Here is a 20,668-nt window from a genome sequence, read left to right as displayed (position 1 = left end):
TTCTACATTGTTAGCCAAGGACACGATCGCCGCTTCCTGGCCCGATCGCTCCCCTTGCAGTTGTCACGATGCTGATCACATTTTCCCTGATGCCAGTTTGGGGCTGGGACTAACGAAAAAACTCATCCCCCTTCAAAAAAAAGAGTGAATCCTAGTCGTTCTGTCGGTTACTGCACCCGCAAATGGGACGAGAAACTATCGGATAATTTTTTAATACCTTAGCCTTCAAGCGATGGCAGGAAGTCGATTCTTTTTATTTTTTTAATAAAGTCATGGAGCTGCCCGCAGAAAAGCGGCCACAGCTCCGTCAGGCCATCGAGAATTGAAATTACCTGGACATCAGGGGCAGCCGGTTTATGGATATATTTAAACTCTTAATAAACTCGGACTCATTAGCCTAATTTTAACCGATAATTTACGGATGTTTTGGGATGAGCCGGGTGGTGGACAACCGGTTCCGGGACGGCGTGGCGGTGGGCGATCGCTCCGCCGTGGAGAATCCCACCGACGGATGGGGCGCGGACTACCTGTGGATTGGCGACGTGACCGAACCCTTCACCCTCACGGGCTGCAGCAAACCGCCTCAAATCGGCTCTGGCTTACCCAATTCAAGTGGTGAATTGGGAAACGCAACCTGTCCCCGAACCCACCCTGGCGATCGGTTTGGGGGTCGGAGCCCTGGCTATGACTCGCCTGCGCCGCCGCAACAGTTGATCGGCGATCGCCACATCAAAACCCTAAAACGCGCCCCACCTCCTCCCCCACCGCGCCATCCTCTTCGGCGGCGAAACATTTTCCACCCCGACGAAACCCACCCCAGAAGCGATCGCGAAGGGTCTCCACAGGAGAATCGCGAAGCGTTGACCCAGGAGAATCGCCTTTTGCCAAACACTGACGGGGGTAATCGCCATAGCTTTAAACAGCGAGGACCCCCTAGAAGCACCATTAAAAGGCTTCCCCCCAATAAGCGCGAATCTGATATCGGGGTTCCGGAAGCGTTGACCCAGGAGAATCGAAACCGGGTTAGGGGAGATTGGAGGATTCAAGAACCCACTTTCTGACCCTTAGCGGCAAAACTAGCTAAAATGTCAACAACCCCTAGCCCCCAACTCAAAAATGACTCAAACTCTTGATATCAACGGACTCACCCCAGAACCAATCGAGCCAATTCAAAAGATGATAGAAACCTTTAAAACTATTAATCAACAGCAGAAACAAGGCGATCGCCCACTAATAACTGACTCCACCAGCCCCCTCACCCAGGCTCAAAAAATAGTCAAAAAATATGGGAAAAATCGCAACCTAACAGAGGAACTGATTCAAGAACGCCGTCACGAGTCTATAGCAGTCCTAAATGATTTATAACATCTTCTTCTCCCCTCTCCCGTTCTGGGAGAGGGGTTGGGGGTGAGGGTCTTCCACAACTGATTTAGGATTGCTATATCCATGAGTAATGTAATCATGGATGCCTCTGCCATATTAGCATTTCTCAATCAAGAAAGCGGGAGTGAACAAATAACAGACTTGATTGACAATGCAACGATTAGCACCATTAATTTATCGGAAGTTATTGCTAAATTGGCATAAATTGGCATCTCAGAACCGGAGATTTGGCAAATTTTGTCCGACTTGAACTTAAAAATTGTTCCCTTTGATGAACCGCAAGCTCATATTGCTGGTATGCTACGACCCATCACTAAACCTCTAGGCTTATCCCTAGGCGATCAGGCTTGTCTAGGCTTGGGTCTTGTTCTCAATCAACCCGTAATCACCGCAGACCGCCAATGGAGTCAGCTAAATCTCAACCTCGAATTTCGAGTGATTCGGTAAAAAGGTTTCCCCCCAATCAACCGAATCTGATATCCGCCATTGAAACCGGTTTAGAGGAGATTTAAGCAGCAAAGAAACTCGGTTTTTGACCCTGGGCCGCAAAATTAGCTAGAATGTCAGCAACCCCTAGCCCACGACGAAAAAATGACTCAAACTCTTGATATCACCGGACTAACCCCAAAACCAATCGAGCCAATTTATCTAATGATAGAAATCTTTAAAACTATCAATCAACAGCAGAACAAATCAGCCCCAGAAAATCTCTCGGAATTAGACCGGGATTCCTGGTTTTTTGAGAGCTAAATTCTCCCACCCTTTAATCGGACGATGCTTTATGGCAGGGGAAGCTCAACGAATTTATCTGGATATGAACATCCTGGCTTATGTTGCTAATACCAAAGCCCCTCAACATCAAGCCGCCTTAGAAATATTTAGACCGACCGACAGGGAAATTTTGTGTGTCTCATCGCAGGTTTTAGCGGAATTTTACTCCTATATTACTAATCCCGCTATTTTAGCCACGCCTTTACAGCCAACGGAAGCAATTATCCGCATTAACCGGATTTGTCAGATGCCCCATATCTGCTTACTTTCAACTCCGGTGGATCTGTTTGAAGGTTGGATTGGTTTATTGGCAGAAAGACCTGTAACCAATGGAGGAGTTTTTGATTTACTGCATATTTGGATCGTGTTAGCCCATGAAGTGAACAGCATCTACACGTTTAATATCAAGGACTTTTCTTGGTGTTCCCAAATTGAGGCGATCGCTCCGAGTCACCGTTAATCAACCCACCCAGAATCATCGCCTTTTGTCTGACGGGGGAAATAGCGATCGCGAAGCGTCTCGGTAGAAGCGATCGCCTTCCTCACGGACGACCCCCTAGAAGCGCCCTTAAAAGGCCTTTCCCCCAATCAACCGAATCTGATGTCCGCCATTGAAACCTGGTTAGGGGAGATTTAAGCAGCCACCCAGAAACCCGGTTTCCGAACCCTCACCCCAAGTTCTCAAATTCGCTAAAATATCAGCAAAGTGCGAGACGTTTAGGAGTTCAATAGGGCTGAGATGCCCGAAATAACCTCCTAGTGGGGACTTCAACCCCTTGGTTGAATACAAGACAACTCGTTTCTGACCATCCCCATAACTGTTTATATGTCCCGACGTTTTGTATCACAAGATACCAAAACCAGGCAGGGAACCCCAGGTCAACATACTTTGTAATAAATCCTAACAATTTGTTACAAAGTATGTTGAGGGTAAAGGCGATAGCCACCCCCAGTTTCGGGAATCACAACTCTGGGATTGAAGCGGGGAACGGAAGGCGTGAAGTAGAACCTACTACCAAAAGCGACCACTGCCAACCATCCATGATTAGGGAAACCGAATGTCCGGCTTGAACCATCGTAAATATTTAGTAGCGGAATAAGTTTTTATACGCTGCGATCAAAAGAGCAAGGGGAATAGTAGGGGACTTTTGCAACTACCTACACAGACCTTTAAAAGTACCCCGGTGGAGAGGACAAATCTAAAGATGGAATGCCCATATAAACGGAACGTTGTAATCCCTCTAAGGCTCTGATTATCTGGTCGAGGTAATCAGTAGTGATAAGTGTAAGCGGATGGTGCGAGACGTTCGGGTATGAAATAGGGCTGAAATGCCCGAAATAACTACCCGGTGAGGATTCCAGCTCCGAATCTGGATATAAGGAGACCTCTCCTGACCATCCTCATAACTGGTTATATGTCCCGACGCTTAGGGAACTAAGCAAGGCAGGGAACTCAAGGTCATAAACGAACTGAGAAATCAGGGAGTAGAGAGTAACGGCGATAGCCACCCCCAGTTTTGGAAATCATAACTCCAGGATTGAAGCGGGGAACGGAAGGCGTGAGGTAGAACCTACTACCAAGACGCGACCACTGCCAACCATCTATGATTAGCAAGACCGAATGTCCGGCTTGAACCATCGTAATACACTAGCAGCGAAATAGGTTGACACGCTGCGCTCAAAAGGGCAAGGGGAAAAGTAGGGGGTTCGTGCGACTACCTATACAGACCTTTAAAAGTACCCCGGCGGAGAGGACAAATCTAACGATGGAATGCCCATATAATCGGAACGTTGTAACCCCTCTAATGCTCTGCCTATAAACCAGTGAGTAATGCTATTCACAAGGCAGTAGTGAAAAATGTAAGCGCATGCTTAGAGGGTGAAGGATGTGACCAGAAGCTAAAGCCCAATTGTCATGGTGGGGATATGCCCACAGGTCACGGTGGGGATATAGATACTGCGGTCAGTAAGAGTATAATGGCGAGGACGAGTTTAAAGACTACGTGGTGCATATAGCTCTGAACATCGAAGTAGAAAGCAGGTCTCTTGATTCTGCTCCTTTGACAAATAGGGTATCCACACCAGGAGCCGTGTGATGGGAAACTATCAAGCACGGTTCTGAATGGGAGAGGGTGAAGGTGACTTCACTCTCGACCCCTAACGTGCGAGACGTTCGGGTATGAAATAGGGCTGAAATACCCGAAATATAGCATTAGTCAAGGTGGTTAGGACGCAGCTTTGAGAACGGAATCCATGGCATCATGGAGAGAATCAAACTGCTCAATGCAGTGGCGAATACGGGCTTTCAGCCACGACCAACATTTCTCTATCTTGTTGAGGTCTGGCGAATAAGGCGGAAGATAGAGTAAACGGCATTGAGCTGCCTCCACCAGTTCAGCAATCCGTCCCCCTTTATGAAACGTTGCATTGTCCAATACTAGAGTCTGACCTGGCTTCAATGTTGGAATTAAGATGAACTCCAACCACAACTCAAACACTGTCCGATGACAACAACCCTCAAAGCTAAAGGGAGCTAAGAGTTGTTGATGACACCATGCGGCTATCATACTTACCCTGCCCTGCCTCTTCCCTGATTTGAGTGCATGGAAGCGTTTTCCTTCCTCGCAGTAACCATAAGGGTAATCCGAGTCCTGACTATTCATGCCGGCTTCATCGAGGTAGACCACTTCTTCCGGCTCCATCTGTTCAATCTGAGCCATAAACTCCTCTCGCTGTTGCTCATCACGTTCTTGGTAGCCGTAAGTTTTTTTTCTGGTGAAGCCAATTTTCTTCAAGGCTCTGGATATGGTGCGAGGAGAGATGTCGTCATCCCAAAGTTCAGCCATTTGAGCTGCTGTTTTGTCGCCATGCTCTTGGGCAAAAGCCTTGAATTTTTCCCAGTCGGTAATTTTGTGGTTATTGCCAGGTCGGTGATGAGGTTTAGGGAGGAAGTCTCCGGTCTGTGCTTTTCTTTGCAGCCAGAGATTAATGGTGTTCCGGCTGACATGGAAAACTTGACTGGCTTCTGTTTTGGGCATACCGTCTAGTTCAATTGCATCAATAACTTTTTGTCTGAGGTCGTAACTATAGGGGGCTGGCATTTTTGGTCTTCTTAGTCATCTCGTCCTCTCCATTATACGTCCTAAGTGTTCTGTCTTGTGCTATATAAACAGTTATGGGGTGGTCAGAAGCGAGCTTCTTGTATTCACCCCAGGGGCTGAAACCCCCACCAGGCGGTTATTTAGGGTATCACAATCCTATTTTATGCCTGAACGTTTCGCACCCGATAATTAATTGATAACAGAAAGCCCCCTAAAAAGTGCGTTCTACCCTCAGTGTTTGACCCGGTGTAAGTTTCTTAATTTCCTCAGTTAAATCTAACCAGGGTTGTAGTTGTCCCGGTTGAAATGTGCGACTCATGACCACATAAATAGAGGTTTGGGAAGCCCCAATTCCTGCACTAATTACACCCTGCCAAGAAGAGGCGGTAATTTCATCTGTCACCAGCCATTGATTATCTTGCCAGAGTAATTTTCGCCGAAAGTGAAACGGTGCATCCTGCTTGCCTGTTATTAACATTTTTTGCAGCATTTTCCGAATTAAGTTGGGAAAAAACCGCCCAAAAGTTAACATGACTACCCGTAACAGGATTAATTTTAAGGGTGACATTTGGGTTTGTTTCGCCCATCCTAACTGCCCTTCGATAGTGATTTCGTCCTGTTCTACTTTGACCTGGTAAGGTTCGATTAGGTGACTGACGGCATTTTTTAAATTTTTCCCCTTGCTAATTTGCAGGGATATTTGAGTGTCAGAAATTACTAATTTATTGTTCCTAAATATCTTGAAAACTCCGCCTTTATTTAAGCCCATATATAACTCAACCCCGGGACGACGTTTGATTAAAATTTGGGCGTCTTTTAACCAAAGACTAGCCACGTCCCGGGGCAGAGGCTGAGGTCGATCGCTCACGAAATCTTGCCAAGCCAGCAGATAATTCCAGGCATGATGCCCAATAATATGATCATCAGCATAGCAAGGACCCAAGCCATTTTTTATACCCTGTAAAAACTGGTCATTAATCCGCAGGGCTTCTGGTAGCCACTTCCCCGCTAACTCAAAACCATGGGGAAAGAAATTATAAGTGTTGCGGCAGCCATATTCCCCGCCATAAGTGCCATCAGGGTGGATGAAATGGGACGCTAATTCTACACCTTTGGCGATCGCATTTTTCACCCGGTCATCAGGTTTAAGGCAGTCCAATTCTGCCAAACAGGAAAGGGTGAGAGTATGATATCCGGGGTCGCAACCCTCATACTCCCGAAACCATCCCTCTTCAGTTTGCCAACTTAAAAGGCGATCGAGTCTCGTCCCTTGTATCCGCCGCCATTTAGAAGTTTGCAGCAGGTTTCCCAACCTTTCCAAAGCTAGAATAATTAACGCCTCATGGTTCGCCAGTTGACCACTTTCGTAGTGGTTAGCCAACCAGTTCGCCCGTCGTTCAAAAAACCTCAGCGCCTCATAATCAACTAACCCCAATAGTCGATAACTTTCCACACAAGCCAGCAAAGAAAACGCCGAAGCCCCCGCCGCCCTTTCATAGGGGAAATAGTCATCACTAGAACCGTCTGCATGGGCGCTGCGGGCTGCAAAAGCTATCCCCGCTTGTACCCATTCCTTGATAGCGGGGTGTTGGTAATAGGAATTATCGGGAACATTGACTTCGTGGGCTAAAGCCAGGGGCCAGACAAACTCCTGGGCCATGCCACTGGGGAAGTCGATAATTTTATAATGCCAGAAGTTTCGGTCAAAACACCCATAGGTCGGACTGTGGGGGTTCCGATCTAGCAAGGTGAGAATTTTAGGAATTTGCCCTAGGGCTTCGATCGCAAATATATCTCTACTCACTTTGGGGTGGCTGAATTAATATGAAACCACATTCTAACTCGAAGTAATCCATCATCAATAATCAATAACTAATTCTATCACGCCTCCCTCTCCCCGGATATTTTGGGGGGTTGACAAACACTGCTCAATTGTGATATTCTGTCAGGAAAATATATAATTTTTTCATAGCTACTTTTTTTTAAATTGTCACTATTCCAATTATCTAAAATTATAGCAGAAACTTACCCAAAAATCAACCTACCCGCCCACAAAAAAAATTTTTTGTAACATTTTTTAACTTTTTGTTACAAAAGTTAACATAATCTGGGAGAGTCCCGGATGGTTGGGAACTCTCCCCCAGATGATGGATAATCCATCAAGCGACGCGCAGGCGTTCAAAGCCGTGTAAGATAGGGGGGCGAGCCTTATCAGAAGTCACTCTATACAGGCGGGAAATTTCGGCGCTATTATATACTCGGAACTCGCTTTCTACAGTAGCCCTGTGGGTACGGATAGCTTGATTCAAGACTAGGGAACCTTCGGGGTCGGATACTGACCGATGGAAGGTTCCTGGGGGAATCCGCAAAATGTGTCGATTAGCGTCTAGTCGGACAATATGATAGGGACATTCCCAAGCGAAATTAACTAGATAGAAAGTACGACCCCCGGAAACAGCCAGTAGGTTATCTTCTTGGTTGGGGTGTAGATAGAACTGCCAGTGGCCATCCTCCGTGTTGTTGGGACTGGTAGCTGGTCCTTCGTGAAAAACCAGATCCCTAGCATTAGAGTTGGGGATGGTGATATCGAAAAAACGCACGCTAGGGGTATCACGGAACTTATGGAAGGGCAGTAACTCGAACATAAATGATTAGAGTAGCGATTAAATTTTTCAGTTCTCCCATAGCTTAATGATCTGATTCGGTATCATGCAAAACTCATTAAGCATAATTTCCATGCGTAAACTGGATGGATGATTGTTAATGACGATGGTCTCCGGTTCGGTCAATTGTTATGAATTTGTTTCATGTGCGGGTGTTAATGGCTGTGGTCGCCAAGGGTAGCTTTTCTGAGGCTGCGCTGGATTTGAATATTTCCCAATCCTCGGTGAGTAGGGCGATCGCATCTTTAGAAAATGAGTTAGGGATTCCCCTATTGTGTAGGGGGCGCTTTGGAGCGCATTTAACCCCCATTGGTGAAAAAGTCCTAGGTCACGCCCAGAAAATCCTGGAACTGCGGGAGACTATCGACCACGAGGTGAATTTGGAAAAGGGGTTACAGGGGTCTAAGGTGCGGGTGGCTTCTTTTCGCAGTGCGGCTACCCATATTTTGCCGCCGAAAGTGGCTGAGTTTCGCAGTCGTTTTCCTAATGTAGAGGTGAAAATTACCGAGACTGATCCTGTGGGGGTGGAACAGGCTTTGCGGACGGGTCAGGTGGATATTGGTTTAGTTCCTTTACCGCGATCTGAAGAGTTTGATACTTGGGAAATTGCCCGGGATGAGTATGTAGTATTATTGCCCAATTCTAAGCAACCAATTCCCCAAAATTTAACCTGGGAAGAGTTGTCAGCTCATGCTTTTATATTGTACAATTATGCTGAGTGTACTTCGGCGGTGCGAGAACATTGGGCTAGGTGGGGACAGACCCTAAAAATTGCCTATGAGATTAAGGAAGATTCTACTATTGTTAGTATGGTGGCTCAAGGTTTAGGGGCCGCAATTCTGCCCCGGTTGGCGGCGCTACCTATTCCTAAGTCGGTGAAAGTGCGATCGCTTCCAGTACCCTTAGAAAGGGCGATCGGCGCGGCTATTCTTAGTAATGGTCTGCATCCTCCGGCGGTTTTCGCCTTCCTCGATGTATTACGTTAGAGACCTGCTCAATTGGTCGGTGGTCTGTATCCCCCCCAATGATTGACAACTCCCTGAGTTATGGTCGAACAGGAAGTCACCTTCCCGAACTCCACTTCAAAACCGTGCTTGCGAGTTTCCCAGCACACGGCTTCTGATATGGACACCCTTTTTCGTAGGAACAGAGTTACTACCCCCTGCTTTCGTACTTCGACTTTTGGAGCTGTATACAACCACGTAGTCTTTAAACTCGCTCTCGTCATAATACTCTTAATCGTCGCAGTACAGCCTTTATCTCAATCATTAAGCACAGTAATAACACTTGGTAAACCAGTTATTCAAACACTGTAAATCCACAAGGCTTACCGCCACTTCTACCAATCTCACTAATAATTCCATGGTCTCCGTCCTGAACTTGCACACTAAACTTTTGAGCTGTGACCACATCATCTCTATCGGGTTAAACTCAGGGGAATACACCGGCAGATATTCTACCCTGGCTCCTACTGACTCTATCATTTCTTTGACTTCTTCTCGATGATGAGAATTTCAGTTATCCATTACCACTACATCTCCTTTTTTTAATTTTGGCAATAAATCTAACTTGATTAATTGGAGAAAATCCTCTTTTTTCATGGACATTTATAATGTTTGAGTCGCCACCACTCCGGAGAGCTTAATTGCACCAATTATTGTCATTTTTTGACCTCGATAGGATTTCCGCAGTTCATAGACTTTTTTCCCTTTCGTAGCTCTGGCTAACGGTCTGCTCATCCCTACCCATAACCCACTTTCATCAATAAACACAAGCTTTTCAGGAGCCACATCTCTAATTCTTTACCAATAATCTACTCGCGCTTTCTGTACTTCTTCTGTTACTACTTTTTCGCTCCTGTATGTTTTTTTTGAGACTTATATCGTGCTGCTTTAAAAATCTATCTATCATGGTCGTACTGACATTTATGCCCAGCTTGTCTCTGAGCTTATCACTATATTGCCATAAGGTCAGGTCGGGGTGGGCTTCTACAATATCTATCACGGCTTCCTCATGCTTAGATAAAATGCTTTTCTTTTTAGTGCCACACTTACGAGGAGATAAGTCTCCCGTTAATCGATACTGTTTGACCAGTCGCCTTACCGTGTCTGGACTCACCAAAAAGCGTTTCGCTACTTTTCGGATAGAAGTGTCTCCTTTTTCATAGGCTTCTACTATCTTTTTCCGAAAATCTAAAGAGTAACGGCTCATGGTAGTTGGTTGTGATAACTTATACAATAGCCATACATTATACTGTACTTTGTGTTTTGTGTAAAGGCTGTAATACTCCTACTAATCGCAGTATCTATAGCACAAGACAGGAAAGTTAGGACGTATAATGGAGAGGACGAGATGACTAAGAAGACCAAAAATGCCAGCCCCCTATAGTTACGACCTCAGACAAAAAGTTATTGATGCAATTGAACTAGACGGTATGCCCAAAACAGAAGCCAGTCCAGTTTTCCATGTCAGCCGGAACACCATTAATCTCTGGCTGCAAAGAAAAGCACAGACCGGAGACTTCCTCCCTAAACCTAATCACCCACCTGGCAATAACCACAAAATTACCGACTGGCATAAATTCAAAGCTTTTGCCCAAGAGCATGGCGATCAAACCTCCGCTCAAATGGCTGAACTTTGGGATGACGACATCTCTCCTCGCACCATATCCAGAGCCTTGAAGAAAATTGGCTTCACCAGAAAAAAAACTTACGGCTACCAAGAACGTGATGAGCAACAGCGAGAGGAGTTTATTGCTCAGATTGAACAGATGGAGCCGGAAGGGTTGGTTTACCTCGATGAAGCTGGCATCAATAGTCAAGACTCGGATTATCCTTATGGTTACTGTGAGCAAGGACAACGCTTCCATGTCCTCAAATCCGGGAAGAGGCAGGGCAGGGTGAGCATGATTGCGGCATGGTGTCATCAACAACTCTTAGCCCCCTTTAGCTTTGAGGGTTGTTGTAATCGGACAGTGTTTGAGTTGTGGTTGGAGTTCATCTTAATTCCAACACTGAAGCCAGGTCAGACTCTAGTGCTAGACAATGCAACGTTTCATAAAGGGGGACGGATTCCTGAGCTAGTGGAGGCGGCTCAATGCCGTTTGCTCTATCTACCACCTTATTCGCCAGACCTCAACAAGATAGAGAAATGTTGGTCGTGGTTGAAAGCCCGCATTCGCCATTGTATTGAGCAGTTTGATTCTCTCCATAATGCCATGGATTCCGTTCTCCAAGCTGCGTCCTAACCACCTTGACTAATGCTATATCAATGCGATCGACCACCTCCACCACCGTCCCCTCCGATAACCTAGCAATACTTCCAGTGTTGAGAGTAGCCAGTCGGCGAACATTTACCCGATTACTCCTAATTCTAGCCTTGGCTCGCGGGTAAAAATCAGCACCCCGAAACTCACCATCAGGAAAATTGCGCCTCACCTCTGGCGGCGGTTCCCCCTCAAAGCCAGGATTCCCCACTATCGGCTCAAACAGAGCATCCCCATTAGCCTTCAAATCCTTTTCAGCATCAGGCCTGAACGCTAAACCAATAGCGATCGCACCTACTGCCAGTATAATAGCACCCAGGACAACGAGCCTAACTTTGGGTTTAACCTTCCTCATGGGATAAACAAGTGTTAACCACAGTAACTGATAAATATCCGGTTCTTCTGATCTTCACCATCGCTATGATATGAGATCCTAGGACTCTAATCTATAATGTAATTTCCGAAATGCCTGAGAATCCAACCCGCAACGAATTAGAAGTTCGTGCCAAAAAAGTCGAAGAATTGCGTAGTCAGGGTATTGAACCCTATCCTAGCGTAGCTTTTGAGCGATCGCACCTCGCCCAAGAAATTCACGATCACTTTTCCCAACCACAACACCAACTCGCCAACGGAGAAGCCGACCCCCAAGCACTTCCCCTGCGAGTCTGTGGTCGCATCACCTTCAAACGCGATAGCGGTAGTATTGGCTTTATTGGCTTAACCGACGCATCAGCAACCATTCAACTCAAAATCGAGAAAAAACTCGTCACAGGCGACCCCGGTTTAACATTCAACCAAATTAAAAAACTTCTCGATATTGGCGACTTTATCGGAGTCGAGGGTATTGGCTGCCGCACCAACCGGGGGGAACTCTCCATTCAAGTATCCCGCCTTGACGTGATCTCCAAAGCTACCATACCCTTCCCCGACTCCTACTATGGCATCAATGACCCCGAACTCTGTCGCCGCCACCGGGAAATAGACCTAGTTAGTAATTCCACATCCCTACAGCGGTTTAAACTCCGTAGCCGCATTATCCGCAGCATTCGCACCTATCTATGGAATGCCGGATTTGATGAAATTGAAACCCCCGTCCTCCAGACTATTTATGGCGGCGCGGCGGCGCGACCCTTTATTACCCATCACAATGCCCTAGATATTGATTTATACTTGCGTATTGCTACCGAATTGTTCTTAAAACGTGCCGTTTGTGGCGGTATGGAAAAGGTTTTCGAGATTGGTCGTGTCTTTCGTAACGAGGGAATTGATAGCACCCATAACCCAGAATTTACCTCCATTGAAGTCTATCAAGCCTATGCTGACTATTTCCAAATTATGGCTTTGGTTGAAGACTTAATCTGTGCCGTAGCTACAGAGGTTTTGGGCGGGTCTACTCAGATTGATTATCAGGGAGATAAAATCAGTATCGATCGCCAATATGACTACAGCAATATTTATCCCACATTCACCGGAAAACATTGGCGGGTTAAAACTATGGTCGAAGCTGTCCGAGATGAAACTGGCTTAGATTTTGATACCCTGGAATTCTCAGAAGCTAAATCCAAAGCTGAAGCGATCGGCGTGAGACTCACAGACTTAAATACTCAAAATTTGGGATATTTACTCTATGCCGTCTTTGACCAAAAGGTAGAATCAACCCTAATTGAACCTACATTTATTATTGATTTTCCCGTAGAAGTCAGTCCCTTGGCTAAACGACACCGTTCTAAGCCGGGATTTGTAGAGAGGTTTGAATTATTTATTCATGGCACTGAATATTCTAACGGGTTTTCTGAGTTAAATGACCCCGTAGATCAACGCCAGCGATTTGAGGAACAATTGGCTCAAAAACAAGCCGGAGATGATGAAGCACACCCCATGGATGAAGATTTTATTCAAGCACTTTCTTTGGGGATGCCTAACTGTGGTGGTATGGGAATTGGAGTTGACCGCCTAGTTATGTTTTTAACTGATACCCAGAGTATCCGCGATGCTATTTTATTCCCAACTATGCGTTCCTTCAAAGATACTTAATTCCCATTAATTTTAGGTCTGGGGGTAAATTAACTATTGATTATCCCCTGACCTCAGCGCCATGGCTTTACCAAACCTTTACTAAAATCATCCTGAAAGTTTACACCAGCCTATGTAATTTCACGGAGTCATCATGTTAAAGTTGCCTTACCATGTACAAATTACCCCAATTCACACCAGGGCTGGTTATGAAAAGCATCTACAAAAGCATCTCATTAACTACTAGCATTATTGGTGCGATCGCCATAAATATAATTACCGAGACCTCAGCGATCACCGCCACCTTTAACTTTAGTCAAATCTATATATTTGGAGATGGTTGATCAGATACAGGTAACGCTTATCAAGCCACTAGCGGAGCCATTTTTCAAGGTCTACCCTACTTCGACCAACGAGCATCTAATGGATTACTATTTGTAGATTATTTAGCCTCAGAATTCGGTTTAAATCCGACTACATTAATCGACCCAGACTCTCCCATTGACGGGGTAAATTTTGCCTTTAATGGAGCGACAACCGGAGATTTTAACGCCACCCAGGATTTTGACCAGGTTGATCAACTCAATTACAGGCATTTATTGCCCCTTTATTAATGTCCGGTCAATCCGCGAATCTGATGCGTTATATATTCTTTGGGCGGGAGCAAATGATTATTTAGGGGGAAGGGAAACTGATGTAAATATCCCGGTTAATAATATTACGCAAGCTGTAAGTTCTTTGTATGGTGTGGGAGCCCGTAATTTTCTAGTGCTAAATTTACCGCAATTAGGAAAAACACCCATTGCCCAATTTAATCCCTTCGACCCAGTTGACCCTTTTAATTCCTTTAACCCCGCCGCACTTAATAGCCTCAGTATCCAACATAATCAAGCCTTACAGCAAGGAATATTAGGGTTAAATAAAAGTTTATCTAATGCCCATATTAGCTTTTTTGATGTGGGTAGTTTATTCGATAATGCGATCGCTAACCCTCAACAATTTGGATTAACCAACGTAACTGATAGCTGTCTATCCTTAAGATCAGGCACAATTTGTCAGAACCCCCACGAGTATCTATTCTGGGATTATATCCACCCCACTACCACAGCCCATCAAATTATTGCTAGTGGCGTTTATCATCAAATGCAAACAGAATATAATAAGAAATCTGTCCCCGAACCTTCAGCCACTGTAGCTTTAATTGTTTGAGGAGTTGGTGCTATGGTTAAAAAAGGCAAATCGAAGCCACAATAACATCTCCATTCAAGCAACATGATAGGGGTGTATTGATTGTTAGTAGACACACCTCATAATTAGACCACATCAATCTGGATCTGAATCCGTTATCGCGTTTAAGAAAGTGTGAGGAGTAAACTTGATCACGGAAATGAAAGGCGATCCAGATTTGAGTGCTGGTATTTACAAGGAAGGTTTTTCAAATCTATCCCATGTTTTGATTAGGGGGAAATAGGGTCATTGGTTGGGGGATAGTCAAGACAGTTCAACTTCCCAATTTTTGGCTAAATATGATTAGGTATCAGTCCCAGATGTTCTCTGACTTATGGCTCGAACTAAATCAACTAATCCATTAGCCAACCGAGACGCAACCACAGTTCCCTCAAACTCAAATTCATGATTTTGTAAGGCTTCAACCAACATCCATTTACCTGTTTCTGTTAATAAAACCATTGGGACTTGGTTTTCTTTATGAATCTCAATCGCCCCAGCATTTTTGAGATCCTCATAGAGTCCCTGATAAATCCCGACTTTCTTACCTTGTCGTTTTTGTTTGACTTTACTGGTCAGATCACTTTTCTTAACCTTAGTCTGTGTTCCTCCCAACGCCCATAATGTCAGAAGCAAACGGGCTTTAGCCTTATCATCCATTTCACCCGTGATGGGTTTCGGCGTATTGTTGTAATCCATTGTTGACATATCACTTATAGATTGAGAGACCAAAATACCATCAGATTGTACAACAAATAATAATTAATCTAATAATTCGGATCATAACTATACCTAACAACAGATTAGGGACCCAGGTATAAGGGGAAAGCTAAATCATAGAAAACTACCATATTTCTATGAAATCATGCGATCGCCTTCCCGGGGGATCAGGATCTAAATCATCATTTCACCATTTTTGATGAAATAGCGCCCACCCCCTAAGTATATTGTCCCAACCAGAGTCACCCCCATTAGCATAACCCCCCATTTCAGGGATATTTAAGTCTCCACCCCTCTCCCTGACAGATATGGGAAATCAGAAAATAGCCAAAATACAAGACCCATCAACATATCACCATATCACCATAAATTTTTGTCAAACCTTCCCAGCCAAAATCTATACTGGGTAAGATGTGTGATCAACAAACGAAGACCTATAAATCAAGCCAGGGTTAGGGATAACCACAACATCGACAAGAAACTAATCAGGAGAATTTTTCATGTCCGAACTCATTCAGAACGTAATTGATAGCGACGAAAAACAGGATCTGCGACAATTCGCTAGTGAACTGAGAATCTCAGAAAAGCGATATTTACTCCGCAATGATATCCTACAAGCCTTTGCTGATTATTGCCTTAAATTTCAAAAATCAGATCATTTTGTTCATAGTTCTAACCTCAGTAAACTGATTTACTATACCCAAGAAATTATTCTCGAAAATGAAAGCATTTGCTTGATTGTACGTCCCCAGATAGCCACCCAGGAAAGGTTTCGTCTCCGACCTGATCTATCCGTTGATGTCATGAGTGTTCAGGAATTGCTCGATTTACGAGATCACTTCGTGGACCATCACCATCCCCATGAAGGTAATATTTTCGCCATAGACTTTGGCCCCTTTTATGACTATTCTCCCCAACTGCGAGACTCCAAAAATATCGGTAAAGGAGTCCGTTATCTCAACCGCTATTTATCGAGCAAACTCTTTCAAGACTCTAATCAATGGCTGGAATCTCTGTATCAATTTCTGAGCCTCCATTCTTATAATGGCTTACAATTAATGATTAACGATCGCATCACTAATCAAAACCAACTTTCCCACGCCATTAAAAAAGCCATTTCATTACTTAATAAGCGTTCCCCCAAAGAACCCTACGAAAACTTCCGGTTTGAATTGCAAGAAATTGGCTTTGAACCCGGATGGGGAAATACCGCCAGACGCGCCTTAGAAACCCTAGAAATGCTAGACGAACTTCTGGACTCTCCCGACCATCAAGTTTTAGAAGCATTCCTCGCTCGTATTCCCATGATTTTCCGTATCGTTTTAGTCTCTATTCATGGCTGGTTTGGTCAGGAAGGGGTCTTAGGTCGTCCTGATACAGGCGGTCAAGTTGTCTATATTTTAGACCAGGCGCGTAGCTTAGAAATGGAACTAGAGGAAGAATTGAAACTCTCGGGCTTGAGTGTTTTGGGGGTGCAACCAAAAGTGATGATTTTAACTCGTTTAATTCCTCATAGTGATGGAACTCGTTGTCATCAACGATTAGAAAAAGTTTATGGCACTAAAAATGCCTGGATTCTCAGGGTTCCCTTCCGGGAATTTAACCCTAATGTTACCCAAAACTGGATATCTCGGTTTGAGATATGGCCTTACCTAGAAACTTTTTCTATTGATGCTGAAACTGAAATTTTGGCGGAGTTCCAAGGTCGCCCTGATTTAATTGTTGGCAATTATTCTGATGGTAATTTGGTGGCATTTTTGCTGTCTAAACGCCTGAATGTTATTCAGTGTAATGTAGCTCATGCTTTAGAAAAATCTAAATATGTGTTTAGTGATTTGTACTGGCAGAATATGGAGGATAAATATCATTTCTCCTTGCAATTTACCGCCGATTTGATTGCTATGAATGCCGCTAATTTTATTATTAGCAGCACCTATCAAGAAATTATTGGCACTACTGATAGTGTCGGTCAGTATGAGTCTTATAAGTCTTATACTATGCCCGGTTTATATCATGTGGTCAATGGTATCGAACTATTTAGCCCGAAATTTAATGTGGTTCCCCCTGGGGTCAATGAGACCATTTTCTTCCCCTATACTCGCACCGAAGAACGCATATCAAGCGATCGCCAACGACTAGAAAATTTGATTTTTCACCTGGATGACCCTAGTCAAGTGTTTGGGAAATTGGCTGACCCAACTAAACCACCCCTATTTTCTGTCGCTCGTTTAGACCGGATTAAAAATATCACTGGTTTGGTAGAATGCTATGGTCAACATCCCGAACTCCAAGAAAAAGCTAACTTGATTTTTATTGCGGGAAAACTGCGGGTTGAAGATTCTAGCGACTATGAAGAAGCCGAAGAAATTCAAAAGATGTATCATCTCATTGAGCATTATAATCTTTATGATAAAGTTCGCTGGCTCGGTGTCCGTCTTTCTAAAACTGATACCGGGGAAATGTATCGGGTAATTGCTGACCATCATGGTGTCTTTGTACAACCGGCTCTATTTGAAGCCTTTGGGTTAACTATTTTAGAAGCCATGATATCCGGTTTACCTACCTTTGCTACTCAATTCGGTGGACCCCTGGAAATTATCAAAGATAAAATTAATGGCTTTTACATTAACCCCACTAACTATGACGAGACTGCTGCTAAGTTAGATGAGTTTCTGCTTCGATGTCAATATAATATTGGCTTCTGGAATGAAATTTCTCAACGGGGCATGGATCGGGTTTACAGCAGCTATACTTGGAAAATACACACTTCCCGATTGTTGACTCTTACCCGCGTCTATGGGTTCTGGAAATATATCTCTAAAGAAAAACGCGCCGATATGATGCGCTATTTGGAGGCTTTATTCTATTTGATCTATAAACCCAGGTCTCAGGAGTTATTACAACAGCATCTACAGCGTTAGAGATAGCTTGGTCTCCGCGAACCGGGCTAGAGATTTGAGTCATTTGGGATCGGTTTGAGTGTGTCGGAAAACCGATCCGGATGTTACAATGTGATCTCGGATAGCTTAACTAACAGCTATAACCTCAAACCATAATACGCACGCTTAGTCATAATGGGTATCAAAACTGCTATCATTGCTGGCATCATGGCTTTAGCAATTCCCAGCTTTACAGGTCCCGCGATCGCCACGTCCGGGACTAGATCGGCGATCGCAGAGTCCGAAATTGAACGACTTCTCCAACTAACCCAAGATCGTCGGAGTTTCTCTGATGATCAAAGTCTATTCTCGGAACCGTTTTATCAGCCAGAACAGCCAACAGGCGATCGTCGCACTTTGGCTGACCCTTTCTACCAACCCAGTGAGGAAATTCGCGAAGAAACTACCTTTGCTGAACCTTTCTACCAACCCAGTGAGGAAATTCGCGAAGAAACTACCTTTGCTGAACCTTTCTACCAACCCAGTGAGGAAATTCGCGAAGAAACTACCTTTGCTGAACCCTTCTATCAACCTGAAGAAAACCAGGTTCGACCTAGGGAAATGACCCTAGCGCGAGGAACTGAAGGAGCACAGGTCGCCGGTTTACAGCAGCGCCTGGAAGTACATGGCTTTTCTGTCGGTCGTATAGATAGTCTCTTTGGTCCCCGCACTGAACGATCCCTCATTCAGTTTCAATTGGCTAAGGGTCTCAGACCTACTGGAGTGGTCGATCGCAGCACTTGGCAGGCTCTCTCAAAAGATCCTCACCAGCAGACTATAGCAGAAACTCTCATTAAACAAGGCGATCGCGGTTCTAAAGTCAGAACTCTGCAAACTCGCCTAGAGTTGACTGGACATGATCCGGGTCCTGTTGATGGTATATTTGGTCCGAAAACTTTGTCGGCTGTCTCTGACTTTCAGTTGGCTATGGGCTTAGAAGCTACCGGGGTTGTAGATGAAAAAACCTGGAAAGTTTTAGGCGATCGCTCTAACTAGGTTATCAACCTGCCGCTTTTTTTTAAAAAATTATGGCCCGCCCGCCTTAGTAAATAGGGGTTGACACGGCGGCGCTAGTTGGCTATGATAGGAGTATGTTAGATAATGGTATGTGAGAAAAAATAATATTTTCGCAAATATTCCCATTATATTAGAGTGTAGCACGGACTGCCAGAAAAAGATAGGGTTTTCTGAAAAAAAAAGCGCGGGGGCGCGCCCAGAAAATTTTTTTTTGGTCACCTAGGTTTACTTTTCCGAAATTCCCTGCGGGGGAAAAATGCGATCGCCCCAATTCTCAGGACATTGAGGCACGGGGATTTTGACTCACCATTGGTCGTCCGGCTGTGTTTCGGAACGCCGTTCTCGAATCAGTTCGTCGGCGAGACTTACACCGTTTGAAATATCTTTAAAAATTCCCCGGAGTTTTTGGACTTGCTCACGCCAACTGACCAGACGCAGGCTGCCATCTTTTTCAAGGGTTAAAGTGAGTTGATCGCCCGCTTGCAGGTTCAGTTGTTTCCGCACAGGTTCGGGAATCATTAACTCGCCGGTTTCTTCTAGGTTAACGGTGTATTGTTCCAGGGGGGGAGCAAGAATTTAATCCAAGATTTGCTTGACATCTTAGGACAATAAGGTACAATACCCAAAAAGATTCGCAACTCAATAATGAATATACGGTCAAACCCCAGACCATGCCAAATTTCCCTGACGACATACTCATCAAGTCGGATTCTTCATGGTAAAATCCAATCATGGTGCGAGACGTTTAGGAGTCAAATAAGGCTGCAATGCCTGAAATAACCTCCTAGTGAGACTTTCACCCCTTGGTGAAATATAAGGGACTCGTACCCTGACCATCCCATAACTGTTTATATGTCCCAACGTTTGGTATAGAAATATACAAAACAAGGCAGGGAACTCAAGGTCAAAACGCCCAACTGGAAATATTAATGATTCCTTAACAATTGCGTTGAGAGTAACGGCGATAGCCACCCCCAGTTTTGGGAATCATAACCCCAGGATTGAAGCGGGGAACGGAAGGCGTGAAGTAGAACCTACTACCAAATGCGACCACTGCCAACCATCCATGATTAGGGAAACCGAATGTCCGGCTTGAACCATCGTAATGATTTAGCAGCGAAACAGGTTGATACGCTGCGTTCAAAAGAGCAAGGGGAAAAGTAGGGTAATCATGACATCACCTACACAGACTTTTAAAAGTACCCCGGTGGAGAGGACAAATCTAAAGATGGAATGCCCGTATAAACGGAACGTTTAAACCCCTTTTAGGCTCTCAAGTGGCAGGATGTACCTGCGGAGTAGTGAAAGTGTAAGCGTATACCTTTATTTAAGGGGAAAGGATGTGACTGAAAGCCAATGCCTAACTGTAATGGTTAGGATATGCCCACTAGTCACGGTGTGGATATAGAGACTGCGACAATTAGGAGTGTTTACGACGAAAGCGAGTTTAAACACTACGATGTTGTATTTAGCTCCAAAAGTTGAAATCACAAAAGCAGGGAGTCGTTACCCTGTTCCCGATGTCAAAAGGGGTATCCACATCAGGAGCCGTGTGATGTGAAAGTATCA

24 protein-coding genes and 1 pseudogene are annotated in these 20,668 nt (G+C 44.7%); 15 read left to right on the top strand and 10 right to left on the bottom strand.

All coding sequences use genetic code 11. The features are described 5' to 3' along the window. Positions 1-7: 7 nt before the first annotated feature. The 8 genes from HFV01_RS08980 (at position 8) to HFV01_RS32030 (ending at position 2,791) form a co-directional block, all read left to right on the top strand. Positions 8-148: a hypothetical protein gene (locus HFV01_RS08980; RefSeq protein WP_155839150.1), complete on the top strand. Its 141-nt coding sequence runs from the start codon at positions 8-10 to the stop codon at positions 146-148. Between the two features lie 283 nt (positions 149-431). Continuing rightward, positions 432-1,061, top strand: a complete 630-nt coding sequence (locus HFV01_RS32035) for a hypothetical protein (RefSeq protein WP_228116361.1) — start codon at positions 432-434, stop codon at positions 1,059-1,061. A gap of 55 nt (positions 1,062-1,116) precedes the next feature. Next, positions 1,117-1,365, top strand: a complete 249-nt coding sequence (locus HFV01_RS08960; protein ID WP_006624831.1) for a hypothetical protein — start codon at positions 1,117-1,119, stop codon at positions 1,363-1,365. Positions 1,366-1,446: 81 nt separating this feature from the next. Continuing rightward, positions 1,447-1,587 carry a PIN domain-containing protein gene (locus tag HFV01_RS30355; protein ID WP_008056147.1) on the top strand — a complete coding sequence of 47 codons (141 nt, stop codon included), beginning with the start codon at positions 1,447-1,449 and terminating at the stop codon, positions 1,585-1,587. 33 nt (positions 1,588-1,620) lie between these two features. Beyond that, positions 1,621-1,830, top strand: coding sequence for a PIN domain-containing protein (locus tag HFV01_RS30350; RefSeq protein WP_008056148.1), 210 nt, complete (start codon positions 1,621-1,623; stop codon positions 1,828-1,830). Between the two features lie 144 nt (positions 1,831-1,974). After that, positions 1,975-2,133, top strand: coding sequence for a hypothetical protein (locus HFV01_RS08950; protein ID WP_006624828.1), 159 nt, complete (start codon positions 1,975-1,977; stop codon positions 2,131-2,133). A 31-nt stretch (positions 2,134-2,164) separates the two neighbouring features. Further along, a complete protein-coding gene (locus HFV01_RS08945) occupies positions 2,165-2,614 on the top strand; it encodes a type II toxin-antitoxin system VapC family toxin (RefSeq protein WP_006624827.1) in 450 nt (149 codons plus the stop codon). Positions 2,615-2,686: 72 nt separating this feature from the next. Continuing rightward, complete coding sequence (locus HFV01_RS32030) at positions 2,687-2,791, top strand: NACHT C-terminal alpha/beta 1 domain-containing protein (protein ID WP_396442575.1); 105 nt, start codon at positions 2,687-2,689, stop codon at positions 2,789-2,791. A 275-nt stretch (positions 2,792-3,066) separates the two neighbouring features. Here HFV01_RS32030 and HFV01_RS30340 read toward each other — a convergent pair whose 3' ends face one another. The 5 genes from HFV01_RS30340 to HFV01_RS08925 all read right to left on the bottom strand — a co-directional run bounded on the left by HFV01_RS30340 (position 3,067) and on the right by HFV01_RS08925 (position 7,900). Continuing rightward, positions 3,067-3,189 (bottom strand): hypothetical protein, encoded by a 123-nt coding sequence (locus tag HFV01_RS30340; RefSeq protein WP_008056149.1) that lies wholly within the window; start codon positions 3,187-3,189, stop codon positions 3,067-3,069. A 424-nt stretch (positions 3,190-3,613) separates the two neighbouring features. Further along, positions 3,614-3,793 (bottom strand): hypothetical protein, encoded by a 180-nt coding sequence (locus HFV01_RS08940; protein ID WP_008056150.1) that lies wholly within the window; start codon positions 3,791-3,793, stop codon positions 3,614-3,616. Between the two features lie 586 nt (positions 3,794-4,379). Further along, entirely contained in the window at positions 4,380-5,255 is an 876-nt protein-coding gene (locus tag HFV01_RS08935; RefSeq protein ID WP_157883425.1) for an IS630-like element ISAtsp1 family transposase, read from the bottom strand. Positions 5,256-5,466: 211 nt separating this feature from the next. Further along, entirely contained in the window at positions 5,467-7,059 is a 1,593-nt protein-coding gene (locus HFV01_RS08930) for a hypothetical protein (RefSeq protein ID WP_006624822.1), read from the bottom strand. A gap of 355 nt (positions 7,060-7,414) precedes the next feature. Continuing rightward, positions 7,415-7,900, bottom strand: a complete 486-nt coding sequence (locus HFV01_RS08925) for a hypothetical protein (protein ID WP_006624821.1) — start codon at positions 7,898-7,900, stop codon at positions 7,415-7,417. 149 nt (positions 7,901-8,049) lie between these two features. Here HFV01_RS08925 and HFV01_RS08920 point away from each other — a divergent pair, with 149 nt between their 5' ends. Next, a complete protein-coding gene (locus HFV01_RS08920; RefSeq protein ID WP_006624820.1) occupies positions 8,050-8,904 on the top strand; it encodes a LysR family transcriptional regulator in 855 nt (284 codons plus the stop codon). A gap of 282 nt (positions 8,905-9,186) precedes the next feature. Here the strand turns inward: HFV01_RS08920 and HFV01_RS08915 are convergent. Continuing rightward, positions 9,187-10,129, bottom strand: a pseudogene (locus HFV01_RS08915) (IS630 family transposase). A gap of 160 nt (positions 10,130-10,289) precedes the next feature. Here HFV01_RS08915 and HFV01_RS08910 point away from each other — a divergent pair. Next, entirely contained in the window at positions 10,290-11,165 is an 876-nt protein-coding gene (locus HFV01_RS08910) for an IS630 family transposase (protein WP_006668158.1), read from the top strand. Here the strand turns inward: HFV01_RS08910 and HFV01_RS08905 are convergent. Then, the gene (locus HFV01_RS08905) at positions 11,053-11,538 is read right to left on the bottom strand and encodes a hypothetical protein (protein WP_006668157.1); all 486 of its coding nucleotides are present in this window, start codon (positions 11,536-11,538) and stop codon (positions 11,053-11,055) included. The two genes, HFV01_RS08910 and HFV01_RS08905, sit on opposite strands and share 113 nt — an antisense overlap. 110 nt (positions 11,539-11,648) lie before the next feature. Between HFV01_RS08905 and lysS the strand changes: the two genes are divergently transcribed. The 3 genes from lysS to HFV01_RS08895 all read left to right on the top strand — a co-directional run bounded on the left by lysS (position 11,649) and on the right by HFV01_RS08895 (position 14,405). After that, entirely contained in the window at positions 11,649-13,217 is a 1,569-nt protein-coding gene (gene lysS / locus HFV01_RS08900) for a lysine--tRNA ligase (RefSeq protein WP_006668156.1), read from the top strand. A gap of 188 nt (positions 13,218-13,405) precedes the next feature. Continuing rightward, a complete protein-coding gene (locus HFV01_RS30335) occupies positions 13,406-13,540 on the top strand; it encodes a hypothetical protein (RefSeq protein ID WP_008057216.1) in 135 nt (44 codons plus the stop codon). Positions 13,541-13,721: 181 nt separating this feature from the next. Beyond that, positions 13,722-14,405 (top strand): SGNH/GDSL hydrolase family protein, encoded by a 684-nt coding sequence (locus HFV01_RS08895; protein WP_006624817.1) that lies wholly within the window; start codon positions 13,722-13,724, stop codon positions 14,403-14,405. 321 nt (positions 14,406-14,726) lie between these two features. Here HFV01_RS08895 and HFV01_RS08890 read toward each other — a convergent pair whose 3' ends face one another. Continuing rightward, positions 14,727-15,122, bottom strand: coding sequence for a hypothetical protein (locus tag HFV01_RS08890; RefSeq protein ID WP_006620051.1), 396 nt, complete (start codon positions 15,120-15,122; stop codon positions 14,727-14,729). Between the two features lie 521 nt (positions 15,123-15,643). On the opposite strand from HFV01_RS08890, the gene HFV01_RS08885 reads away from it, so the two are divergent. Further along, a complete protein-coding gene (locus HFV01_RS08885; RefSeq protein ID WP_006668154.1) occupies positions 15,644-18,064 on the top strand; it encodes a sucrose synthase in 2,421 nt (806 codons plus the stop codon). 153 nt (positions 18,065-18,217) lie between these two features. Then, positions 18,218-19,078: a peptidoglycan-binding domain-containing protein gene (locus HFV01_RS08880; RefSeq protein WP_006624815.1), complete on the top strand. Its 861-nt coding sequence runs from the start codon at positions 18,218-18,220 to the stop codon at positions 19,076-19,078. Positions 19,079-19,402: 324 nt separating this feature from the next. Here the strand turns inward: HFV01_RS08880 and HFV01_RS08875 are convergent, their stop codons facing one another. Both HFV01_RS08875 and HFV01_RS08870 read right to left on the bottom strand, forming a co-directional pair. Next, positions 19,403-19,618, bottom strand: coding sequence for an AbrB/MazE/SpoVT family DNA-binding domain-containing protein (locus HFV01_RS08875; protein ID WP_006624814.1), 216 nt, complete (start codon positions 19,616-19,618; stop codon positions 19,403-19,405). 418 nt (positions 19,619-20,036) lie between these two features. Continuing rightward, a complete protein-coding gene (locus HFV01_RS08870) occupies positions 20,037-20,243 on the bottom strand; it encodes a hypothetical protein (protein ID WP_158536364.1) in 207 nt (68 codons plus the stop codon). Between the last annotated feature and the right edge of the window lie 425 nt (positions 20,244-20,668).

This window comes from Limnospira fusiformis SAG 85.79, from assembly GCF_012516315.1.
Lineage (GTDB): Bacteria > Cyanobacteriota > Cyanobacteriia > Cyanobacteriales > Microcoleaceae > Limnospira > Limnospira fusiformis.
The sequence above is the reverse complement of the archived record's forward strand: the minus strand, read 5'-3'. Positions and strand labels throughout refer to the sequence as shown.

Bases quoted from the DNA above. Each gene is read 5' to 3' on its own strand.
- HFV01_RS32035 (WP_228116361.1), top strand. From the start codon at position 432: ATGAGCCGGGTGGTGGACAACCGGTTCCGGGACGGCGTGGCGGTGGGC.
- HFV01_RS08960 (WP_006624831.1), top strand. From the start codon at position 1,117: ATGACTCAAACTCTTGATATCAACGGACTCACCCCAGAACCAATCGAG.
- HFV01_RS30355 (WP_008056147.1), top strand. From the start codon at position 1,447: ATGAGTAATGTAATCATGGATGCCTCTGCCATATTAGCATTTCTCAAT.
- HFV01_RS08950 (WP_006624828.1), top strand. From the start codon at position 1,975: ATGACTCAAACTCTTGATATCACCGGACTAACCCCAAAACCAATCGAG.
- HFV01_RS08945 (WP_006624827.1), top strand. From the start codon at position 2,165: ATGGCAGGGGAAGCTCAACGAATTTATCTGGATATGAACATCCTGGCT.
- HFV01_RS08940 (WP_008056150.1), bottom strand. From the start codon at position 3,793: ATGGTTCAAGCCGGACATTCGGTCTTGCTAATCATAGATGGTTGGCAG.
- HFV01_RS08935 (WP_157883425.1), bottom strand. From the start codon at position 5,255: ATGCCAGCCCCCTATAGTTACGACCTCAGACAAAAAGTTATTGATGCA.
- HFV01_RS08925 (WP_006624821.1), bottom strand. From the start codon at position 7,900: ATGTTCGAGTTACTGCCCTTCCATAAGTTCCGTGATACCCCTAGCGTG.
- HFV01_RS08920 (WP_006624820.1), top strand. From the start codon at position 8,050: ATGAATTTGTTTCATGTGCGGGTGTTAATGGCTGTGGTCGCCAAGGGT.
- HFV01_RS08910 (WP_006668158.1), top strand. From the start codon at position 10,290: ATGCCAGCCCCCTATAGTTACGACCTCAGACAAAAAGTTATTGATGCA.
- HFV01_RS08905 (WP_006668157.1), bottom strand. From the start codon at position 11,538: ATGAGGAAGGTTAAACCCAAAGTTAGGCTCGTTGTCCTGGGTGCTATT.
- lysS (WP_006668156.1), top strand. From the start codon at position 11,649: ATGCCTGAGAATCCAACCCGCAACGAATTAGAAGTTCGTGCCAAAAAA.
- HFV01_RS30335 (WP_008057216.1), top strand. From the start codon at position 13,406: ATGAAAAGCATCTACAAAAGCATCTCATTAACTACTAGCATTATTGGT.
- HFV01_RS08895 (WP_006624817.1), top strand. From the start codon at position 13,722: ATGGAGCGACAACCGGAGATTTTAACGCCACCCAGGATTTTGACCAGG.
- HFV01_RS08890 (WP_006620051.1), bottom strand. From the start codon at position 15,122: ATGGATTACAACAATACGCCGAAACCCATCACGGGTGAAATGGATGAT.
- HFV01_RS08885 (WP_006668154.1), top strand. From the start codon at position 15,644: ATGTCCGAACTCATTCAGAACGTAATTGATAGCGACGAAAAACAGGAT.
- HFV01_RS08880 (WP_006624815.1), top strand. From the start codon at position 18,218: ATGGGTATCAAAACTGCTATCATTGCTGGCATCATGGCTTTAGCAATT.
- HFV01_RS08875 (WP_006624814.1), bottom strand. From the start codon at position 19,618: ATGATTCCCGAACCTGTGCGGAAACAACTGAACCTGCAAGCGGGCGAT.